Origin of the sequence: Yoonia sp. R2-816 (assembly GCF_046762905.1) — a bacterium.
Taxonomy (GTDB): domain Bacteria; phylum Pseudomonadota; class Alphaproteobacteria; order Rhodobacterales; family Rhodobacteraceae; genus Yoonia.
On the sequence record NZ_JBKQXN010000016.1, the window covers coordinates 1 to 9,250 of the forward strand.

Annotated in this window: 8 protein-coding genes; all 8 read right to left on the bottom strand. The window is 57.9% G+C overall.

Annotation, left to right across the window (positions count from 1 at the left end):
* Positions 1-521 precede the first annotated feature (521 nt).
* Positions 522-2,021, bottom strand: coding sequence for an aldehyde dehydrogenase (NADP(+)) (locus ACFWW2_RS00170; protein WP_393925342.1), 1,500 nt, complete (start codon positions 2,019-2,021; stop codon positions 522-524).
* A 26-nt stretch (positions 2,022-2,047) separates the two neighbouring features.
* Positions 2,048-3,046: a 4-hydroxythreonine-4-phosphate dehydrogenase PdxA gene (locus ACFWW2_RS00175; protein WP_393925343.1), complete on the bottom strand. Its 999-nt coding sequence runs from the start codon at positions 3,044-3,046 to the stop codon at positions 2,048-2,050.
* Positions 3,046-3,741: a GntR family transcriptional regulator gene (locus tag ACFWW2_RS00180; RefSeq protein ID WP_393925344.1), complete on the bottom strand. Its 696-nt coding sequence runs from the start codon at positions 3,739-3,741 to the stop codon at positions 3,046-3,048. The genes ACFWW2_RS00175 and ACFWW2_RS00180 overlap by 1 nt, the downstream gene beginning before the upstream one ends.
* Positions 3,742-3,744: 3 nt before the next feature.
* Positions 3,745-4,653: a dihydrodipicolinate synthase family protein gene (locus ACFWW2_RS00185; protein ID WP_393925345.1), complete on the bottom strand. Its 909-nt coding sequence runs from the start codon at positions 4,651-4,653 to the stop codon at positions 3,745-3,747.
* The gene (locus ACFWW2_RS00190) at positions 4,650-5,825 is read right to left on the bottom strand and encodes an L-rhamnonate dehydratase (RefSeq protein WP_393925346.1); all 1,176 of its coding nucleotides are present in this window, start codon (positions 5,823-5,825) and stop codon (positions 4,650-4,652) included. The genes ACFWW2_RS00185 and ACFWW2_RS00190 overlap by 4 nt, the downstream gene beginning before the upstream one ends.
* Positions 5,826-5,828: 3 nt before the next feature.
* Entirely contained in the window at positions 5,829-7,328 is a 1,500-nt protein-coding gene (locus ACFWW2_RS00195) for a tripartite tricarboxylate transporter permease (protein ID WP_393925347.1), read from the bottom strand.
* Positions 7,329-7,333: 5 nt separating this feature from the next.
* Complete coding sequence (locus ACFWW2_RS00200) at positions 7,334-7,774, bottom strand: tripartite tricarboxylate transporter TctB family protein (RefSeq protein WP_393925348.1); 441 nt, start codon at positions 7,772-7,774, stop codon at positions 7,334-7,336.
* Between the two features lie 75 nt (positions 7,775-7,849).
* Positions 7,850-8,794, bottom strand: a complete 945-nt coding sequence (locus ACFWW2_RS00205; protein ID WP_393925349.1) for a Bug family tripartite tricarboxylate transporter substrate binding protein — start codon at positions 8,792-8,794, stop codon at positions 7,850-7,852.
* Positions 8,795-9,250 lie beyond the last annotated feature (456 nt).

A 9,250-nucleotide genomic window follows, 5' to 3' on the forward strand; every position in this document is an offset into this window, starting at 1 on the left:
CAATAGTCGCTCACACGTCTCTCCGAGCCGCGCCGCCTCCTTTGGATCATACATGTCCTGCTGCACGTCGATCTGCCCTTCGGGTCACGGTCGCTGGGGCGGCGGACCAAAGGTCCGCTGATCTTAACAGCCGCGCCTTTAGGGGTCGAGTCCGGCTGGGGGCGGAATCGTATCATTAGGCATTCCCGACCTTCGCTGCATCGTGCATGAATTGGTAAGTTGCGGGACAAAACCGACCTTGCATTTTCCACCTTTGCCCATGCAGCATTACTTTGCTTTTGCGGCGAGCTTTGCGCTGTAGCGCAGCCCAAGTCACAGCAGCGGTCGCTCGAAGGGGCCAATCTTGGGGCATCCAAAATGGTCTTTGGCTGCAAGCGCATCCGCAATCGCCATTCTTCGACAAAAGCAACTCTCACTTCGATCATCGACATAACTATCAAGTGCCCCAAGCGATCTAAGTGCCCTCGGTCTGATCTGATTTGAGCAACTAAATTCAAGCGAAGCGATCGGCTCAAATGGTCCTAAAACACCTCCGGGAGAAGCGCATCGGGTACATTCTGGTAACAAACGGGTCTGAGGAAGCGGCGAATGGACAAAGTGCCCACCGACGTGGCACCAAAATTGGTCGACGCCGGGTATGGCCCACCATGGACCATCGTGTCGGAGACCTCGACGCCCGTTGGAAAGCCGTTGACGAGAATACGGCCTGCCTTGCGTTCGATCAGGGGCAGAAGCCCCTGAGCCGCTGCCGTATCACCGTCATCTATATGGAGCGTGCAGGTCAGTTGGCCTTGGATCGCGCGGGCGATGTCGGCCATTTGTTCCAGATCTTCGGCCTCAACGACGATGCCCAAGGGGCCAAAGACCTCTTCTTGTAGATCTTGGTTGGCGAGCCAGCCCTTGGCAGAAATCTTGTAGAGGTATGGCTTGGCCTCACGACCCTCGCAGGACGTGCCCAACAGCTCGGTCGCGCCGTCCGCGACGCGGGCCACACCGCGCCGGTAGGCATCGGCGATGCCATCGGTCAGCATGGTTTGTGCGTCCGCGTCTTTGAGAGCGGCTTCAGCGGTGGAGACGAACGCGTCGGCACCCGGCAGCACCACGGCGATGCCTGGGTTCGTGCAGAACTGGCCTGCGCCCATGGTAAGCGATCCGGCCCAACCGGCACCGATCTCGGGCCCGCGCGTTTTGACGGCCTCGGGCAGCAGGAACATCGGGTTGACTGAGCCGAGTTCTCCGAAGAATGGGATTGGCTCGGGCCGTGCGGCGCAGAGATCAAACAATGCGCGTCCGCCAGCGAGAGAGCCGGTGAAGCCCACGGCGCGGATCAGCGGGTGCTGCACCAATGCGGTGCCCACATCGCGTTTGCCCCCCTGGATCAGGCTGAATGTACCCGCTGGCACGCCGGTTTTCTGGATCGCCGCGTGGATCGCCTCTGCCACGATTTCACCGGTACCGGGATGCGCGGAATGACCTTTGACCACCACAGGGCATCCGGCGGCAAGGGCCGCAGCCGTGTCCCCGCCCGCAGTCGAAAAGGCCAATGGAAAGTTCGACGCCCCGAAGACCGCTACGGGGCCAATCGGCCGCTGGATCATCTTCAGATCCGGGCGCGGCAGCGGGGCACGGTCGGGAAGTGTGGGATCATGGCGGCGATCCAGATAATCGCCCTTCAGGATATGATCGGCAAACAGTCGCAATTGGCCCGTGGTTCGCCCCCGTTCGCCTTGTAACCGCGCCTCGGGCAGGCCGGTCTCCTGCGTGCCGATCTGCGTGATGGCATCGCCACGCGCCTCGATCTCATCCGCGATGGCGTTCAGGAATGCGGCACGGGTCGCTGCACTGCTGTAACCATAAGTCTCAAAGGCCGCTTCCCCCACTTCACAGGCCCGGTCCACCAAGGAGGTCGTCCCGACACAAAATGCATGCGCATCCCCATGCGCGGGTTCTGATGTAAACGTCTGTTCCGTCGCCACCCAATCGCCAGCAATCAGGTGTTTTCCGTGGGGGGTAAAGCGCATCTTGCGTATCCTATGGGTTGGGGCGGTCAGGCCGCTTTCATTTCGGTGATGGCCATGCGGACCAACAGGTCAAAGGCCTGCCGTGTCGCGCCGACATTGGCGTTGCCTTGCCCTGCGATATCAAAGGCAGTGCCATGGGCAGGTGTGGCAACAGGGATCGGCAGTCCACCGGCCACGGTGACACCACGTTCGAACCCCATAAGTTTGATCGCGATCTGGCCCTGGTCGTGATACATCGTCACGACCGCATCCACCTCACCCCGTTTGGCCTTGAGGAACACCGTGTCAGAGGGCCAAGGGCCGGTGACATTCATCTGCCTTTCCTGACAGGCCTGCACGACAGGTGCGATTACGTCGATCTCTTCCCGACCAAATTTGCCGTTGTCACCTGCATGAGGGTTCAGTGCCGCCACCGCCACATGGGGCCGCGATTTGCCCGATCGTGCCAGCGTCACATGGGCCAGTTCCACCGCGCGCATGATGCCGGGGGCGTCAATATTGGCGGCCACATCCTTTAGTCCGATATGGCTGGTCACCCGGGTGGTCATCAGATCATCCAGCACGTTGATTTCGGAGTGATACCCGTCGAACCCCAGATAGCGGGCCATGTAGCGGTGTTCATCCTCGGCATTCAGCCCGGCAGCCGTCATCGCGGCCTTGTTGAAGGGGGCGAAGAGTACCCCATCCACCTTTCCGGCTTGTGCCAGATCCAGCGCCTTGTCGAGACAGCGCAGGGAGGTCATGCCGCTGGCCACTGTGACTTCGGCGATCCGGACGTCATCGGGGTCAATCGTTTGCAAATTCAAATGCGCCACACCTTCAAAGCTGGTCACGTCGCTCTCGTCTATGCTGCGCAATTCAATGGCGCAGCCTGCTTGCTCTGCCCCGCGATGCCATAGATGTGCGTCACCGACCAACAGGATATCGGCTGCATCGCGCACACGCTTATCCTGCAAAAGCTTTGCAATCAGTTCCGGTCCGATGCCTGATGGATCACCTGGGACAATAGCTAGTTTGGGGCGCATCATTTGACCTCTTTCATGGTGGCGGCAATGTTGGCCTCAGCCGTCCGGAGATGGTTTTTCAGGGCGCGCCGCGCGCCTGACGCATCACGTGCCTTGAGCGCTGTGACGATATCCAGATGCTCTTGCCGCGTGGCCTCTGGATTGATGCCGCGCTGCGATGACAAAAACCGCACCCTCCAGAGCCGGGCGTTGTAGGTGGCGTGGGTTTCCGCCAAAGCCTCGTTTCCCGCTGCCGCGACGATGGTCTCGTGAAACTGCATGTCCATGCGGAATGCCTCTAACTGTCCGTTCGTGTCACGGGCGATTTTGATGGCCGTGTTGATCTGCTCAATTTCGGCAAGCTGTGCATCTGTTGCGATGTCGCAAGCCAGTTCCCCTGCGAGCGCCTCCAGCGCGCCCTGCACACGCAGCCAATCGTTGATTTCATCCAGTGATGGGTCGGCTACATGCGGGCGGCGCGTGGGGCCATAGACGATCAGCCCTTCGGCTTCCAAAATGCGCAGTGCCTCTTTCAACGGCGTCCGGCTGATCCCAAATGCCTCGGCCAGGTCACGCTCGCGGACGGGCATGCCGGGAGCTAATTTGCCCAGCATGATGAATTCACGCAGGTTATCCGCAGCCTCAGAGGCCAGAGAGCGCCGTGGCTTGAGTTCGACAAACTCTCGCAACTCGTTTGTCCAAGCGGTTTCGCTCATCATTCACCTCCCCCAATGCAGGACCAGCGGGTCCAGTGGCTTCAAAAGATCAATCAACCGCGACCGGATCGCGGGATGCAGCGGCGGGATTGGGTGGCGACAGAATTCCGATTTGATCACGTCGCCCTCGACCATCGCCGCCTTGCAGGATTGCCAACCACATTGCCGGTTTTCATGGTTGATCGCCATGGCCACACGGCCATAGGCGGCGGTTGCACCGGCCACATCACCTGCATGATACTTGGTGATCACGGGCTTGATCTGATCAACGATCATCCCGCTGGTCATTGACCCGGTTGCGCCCGCGTCAAGGTCGGCCAGCAAGGTAATCGCCTCTTCTCCATCAAACGGGGCCTCAATTGCATCGCCGCCCGCCTCAATCAAAGTGTGGATTTTATTGGCTGCACGCGGGCATTCGATCTTGAACAACTTCACCGCCTCGATTTCTCGGGCCATACGCACTAAAAGAGGCACGGGCAGATCAACTCCCGACAAGGGCGCATCCTGCACCATGATCGGGATACCGACCTTTCCCACTGCAGCGAACTGTTCAAAGCTCTGCTCGGAAGTGCCTTTCAGCAAAGCCCCGTGGTAGGGCGGCATCATCATCACGATATCCGCACCCAGATCCTTGGCAAACTGCGCGCGTTCGACGGCAATTTGGGTCGCATAGTGGCTGATCGTCACAATCACCGGCACCCGACCGGCGATATGTTCCACGCTCAGCCGCGCCAGCACCGTGCGTTCTGCGTCCGAGATCAGGAACTGCTCTGAGAAATTGGCCAGGATACAAATCCCGTCGGCACCCTGATCAATCAGGCAATCCAGCGCACGCTTCATCCCGTCAAGATCAAGCGTGCCGTCATCGTTAAACGGCGTAGGGGCGACGGGCCAAATGCCGGAATGGCTCATTCTGTGATCTCGAAGTGCTTTAGGTGCTTATCGGTTATGGTGATCCCCAGGCCCGGCGCGTCATCGTCCAGTTGCAGATAGCCGTCCACGGCCTCCGCATCGCCTTCGAAGATGTAATAAAACAGCTCATTGCCGACCTCGACGTCAAAGACCGGGAAATATTCGCTGATCGGACAGTTCGTGTTGGCCATCGTCAGGTGATAGTTATGCATCTGACCCGCATGCGGGATGACGGGGATCTGTGCTGCCTCTGCAATCGCGTTTATCTTTTGCGCTGCGGTGATGCCCCCGACGCGGTTGGTGTCATATTGCAGGATGCTGACCGCTCTTTTCTGAATCAGGTCGTTGCAGCCCATTATGCTGAACTCATGCTCACCGCCTGAAATCGGCATGATGCCCATTGCGTTCAATTCCGCATAGCCCGCCACATCGTCCGCGATGACCGGTTCTTCGAGCCAACGCGGTTCGAAATTCGCCAATTTGGGCAGCATCCGCTTGGTATAATCCAGGTTCCAACCCATATAGCATTCAAGCATCAGGTCCACGTCATAGCCCAAGACTTCGCGTAGTGCTTCGACTCGTTTCAGGTTCTCGCGCATCCCCGCCATGCCGTCTTTGGGGCCAAAACCAAAGCGAGATTTGAAGGCAGTGTAGCCGTGGCTGGCTGCCTCCTCTGCCTCCTTCTGCATCGCCTCAACAGAGTCGGCATAAAGCTTGGAGTAATAGACAGGAATCTTCTCTTTTGTGCGCCCACCCAGCAGTTTGAACACGGGTTTGTTCACCAGCTGGCCCATCAGATCCCAGATCGCGATATCAATCGCACTGATCGCGGTCATCCCGATCCCCTTGCGGCCCCAGGCATGAGTCCGGCGGTACATCTTTTCCCAGATATAGGCGTAGTCAAACGGATCCTCGCCAATCACCAAGGGTGCATACCAATCGTCAATCGCCTGCTTGACCACCGTGGGGGCAAGGGCGGCGTTGCCGATACCGATGGTGCCATCCTCCGCCTCAACCTCGCAGGTCAGCCATTGGTGAAACCGGAACGACGCCATCGCATCGCCCTTGATCCACAGCGCGTCGGACGCATTGGTGCAGAAATTCCCCTGCGGCGGAACGGTCGGACCGGTCCAGTTCCAGACACGCGTGCGGATAGATTTGATCTTGGTCATAAATTACTCTCCGGTGGACACCATAGGATCGCGCTGCTTGAACAGACGACCCCACAGAAACGGGCCAAACAGGGCAAGAACCGTTAGTACAAGGAACAGGACGGTCAACGGGCGCGTCAACATCAACCACCACTGATCGTCCAGCATGATCAGGGATTGGCCCAGACGCTTTTCCAGCATCCCACCGAGGATCAGCCCGATGGCCAGTGGCACAACCGAATAGCCAAAGCGACGCATGAAATAGCCGATTACACCTGATCCGATGGCAATGTAGACATCCAGCATGGATTGATCGAGCGCATAGGCCCCCACGATGGAAAAAGTAAACACAATCGGCCAAAGGATTTGTACGGGCACAAAGGTGACGCGGGCAAACAGCTTGGCCCCAAACAGGCCGACAAAGATGAACATCACATTGACCAGCAGCATCGACCAGAAGATTGCATAGGCGAATTCGGCCTGTTCGGTGAACATCGTTGGACCCGGCTGCAATCCATGCACCATCAGTCCTGCCAGAATGACTGCCGCCGTAGGGCTGCCCGGAATACCCAACGCCAGAGTGGGCACCATCGCACCGCCCGTGGCCGAGTTATTCGCGGCTTCCGACCCGGCAATCCCCTCAATCGCACCCTTACCGAATTCCTCGGGTGTTTTGGACCAGCGCCGCGCCTCATTATAGCCGATCATTGACGCCACGGTCGCCCCCTCAGCAGGCAGGATACCAATAAATGTTCCGATACCTGAACTGCGCAGGATCGTCTTCCAAACCTTGCGATAATCCTCGCGGCTGGGCAGTTTGATGGCTTTCATCAACACCTGCCGCCGCTCGACACCTAGCCGTTCGGCCTGCACCAAAAGCTCTGAAATCCCAAAGATGCCGATCATGACCGGCACAAAGCCAATCCCTTCGGACAATTCGTTGAACCCGAAGGTGAACCGTTCAACCGTGGTCAAAAGGTCCTTGCCCACCGTGGCCAGCAACACCCCAAACGCCCCTGCGATGATGTTTTTCAGCGGTGTGCCATCGCCAATGGTGGCCAGCATCGAAATGCCAAAGACCGTCAGCGCAAAATATTCCGGCGGGGCGAAATTATAAGCCATGCGCGCCATCAGCGGGGCCGCCAGCATAAGACAGATGACCGAGATGATACCGCCAATCGTCGATGATATCGTCGCCATGCCAAGGGCGCGGCCCGCCTCACCCCGTTGCGCCAGCGGATATCCGTCCAGACAAGTCGTGGCACTGGCTGACGTGCCCGGCGTGTTGATCAGGATTGCGGTGATCGCGCCGGCGAATGTCGCGGCGCAATAGATCGTCGTCAGGATCGCAATGGCCGGGATCGGGTCCATTGTGATCGTGAAGGGCAGCAATAAGGCGGCACCGGTTGTGGCGTTTAGCCCGGGCAATGCACCGATGATCACCCCGCCAAGGGTCGCGGCAAACAGCAGAACCAAAAGGTTCGGATCCATCAACGCGGCCAGACCTGCAAATAGTGGTTCCATTCACCCTACCCGTACCAAAGGTTGGTCAGCAGCCCGTGTGGAAAACGGATGCTGAACACCTGATCGAACAAAAGGAAAATCAACGCAGGGCTGACCACTGCCACAAGGACCACGGCCCAGATGCGCCGCTCCCCCCAGAACCAGGCAAGCGCCCCGGCAAACACACCCAACCCCAGAAACATGTCGAGCTGCGCGGCAATGACAAAAATCACAAACAAGCCAAGACTGATCCAGACCTTGGCCGGGATGGGTGGGTTCTCGACAGGTTTGTCGAAAATCACTACCAGCACGGATAGGATGACTATCAGAATCATCACCATTTGCGGGAAATCCGCAGGCTGCATGCCCCGCAGCAGAATGGGTGGCACCCGGTCGAACTGGGTGCTGAACCAATAGGCCAGAAGGCAAAAGACTATTATTCCGCACGGAACTGCATAGCGCGCCATCGTGTCGTTCCCAATTGATTAATGAGTAGGGAAAAGACCGACCTATTGAAAAGGCCGGTCCGGGTTCGGAAGGGCCTATTCGATAAAGCCCAGTTCGCGCAGGGCTGCATCCATATCCGACTGCATCGAGGTCAGTTGATTACCCCAAACATCAGACCCCGCGACAGAGCTGGCATCAAGCCCCACGGATGTCAGAAATCCTTGATAAACAGTATGACGCATTGCGTTCAGCAATGCCTCTTCGATCTTGGCGGCCACATCATCAGGCGTATCCCTATGCACGACAAACCCACGCACGGTTGAGAAATTGGCATCAATTCCAAGCTCTTGCGCGGTTGATACATCAGGCAACCCGCTCATCCGTTCGGGCGCGAGTACTACGATGGGGCAGATATCACCCGCCTCAATCTGTGACCCAGCCTCAGCAAGGTTCAGAACGGCCACATCCACCGCTTCCGCCACCAGTTGTGTGGCCAACTCACCGCCGCCTTCAAATGGCACGATCCTTGGCGTGGCCAGCTCACCCCGGCGGGCAAACATAAAGGCCGATACATCATCGATACCCCCCAGATGGGTGGTTCCATAGGTCAGCGGTTCATCCTTTTGAGCAGCCACAAAAGCCTCTGCGCTGTCATAGACTCCACAACGGGTCATCAGGATCTGGGGATCGTCGGTACCCCGGGCAATCGGACGCACGTCATCCAGCGTCATGTCTGTCTTGCCCAATGCAACTGTCGCAGAGTGACCAATGGTGAAGGTCAAAATGCTGTGCCCGTCGGGCTCTTGAGTCAGATAATAATCCATTGCCGAGGCACCACCGCCCCCACCTTTGTTGACCACGACCATGTCGGTGCCCAGCTCACGGCGGGCGCGGATCATCATCATACGGGTCGTCACATCGGTGCCACCGCCGTTACCAGCATGGGTGATAACTTCGATGGTTTTGGACGGGTATTCCTGGGCGATAACAGGGCCAGCCACAATTGCAGCTGCTGCCGCAATGGCGAACATCTTTTTCATTGGTTTTCCTCCCTTGATCGAGCGCAGAATCTACGCTGCTAGGCATGACTAACATGACATTCAATATTTTGGAATATCAAAATATCAAAACATTAATATCCGAAATTCTCCAACTGCCTTCTCCAAGGAGGTCTAGATTTTCCTCTGCAGCGCAGCGCAGATGACCATGCATCCGCCGCATTTTTCGTGCTGCGTGCGCTCGCAGCGGGAAAACCGAATTTACAGATTGGGCTCTTTTGAAACCTTCGCTGCGCAGAGGATATACGGCGGGTCTCGGAGAACCGACCTTTCGCTGCGTCGTGTTCGAACTCAACAGATGCGGGATGGGGTGGATGGCCCCTGCTTCAACGGGCGTCGCAATGCGCCATAGTGCAGTTGTCGTTAACCGCTTATGAGAGGAGCCACCCAATGCAAGTTACCACAATCGGCCTTGATTTGGCCAAGAACACCTTTCAG

Excerpts from the sequence above, each read along its gene's own strand:
- ACFWW2_RS00185 (WP_393925345.1), bottom strand. The coding sequence starts at position 4,653 with ATGAGCCATTCCGGCATTTGGCCCGTCGCCCCTACGCCGTTTAACGAT.
- ACFWW2_RS00175 (WP_393925343.1), bottom strand. The coding sequence starts at position 3,046 with ATGCGCCCCAAACTAGCTATTGTCCCAGGTGATCCATCAGGCATCGGA.
- ACFWW2_RS00190 (WP_393925346.1), bottom strand. The coding sequence starts at position 5,825 with ATGACCAAGATCAAATCTATCCGCACGCGTGTCTGGAACTGGACCGGT.
- ACFWW2_RS00205 (WP_393925349.1), bottom strand. The coding sequence starts at position 8,794 with ATGAAAAAGATGTTCGCCATTGCGGCAGCAGCTGCAATTGTGGCTGGC.
- ACFWW2_RS00195 (WP_393925347.1), bottom strand. The coding sequence starts at position 7,328 with ATGGAACCACTATTTGCAGGTCTGGCCGCGTTGATGGATCCGAACCTT.
- ACFWW2_RS00200 (WP_393925348.1), bottom strand. The coding sequence starts at position 7,774 with ATGGCGCGCTATGCAGTTCCGTGCGGAATAATAGTCTTTTGCCTTCTG.
- ACFWW2_RS00170 (WP_393925342.1), bottom strand. The coding sequence starts at position 2,021 with ATGCGCTTTACCCCCCACGGAAAACACCTGATTGCTGGCGATTGGGTG.
- ACFWW2_RS00180 (WP_393925344.1), bottom strand. The coding sequence starts at position 3,741 with ATGAGCGAAACCGCTTGGACAAACGAGTTGCGAGAGTTTGTCGAACTC.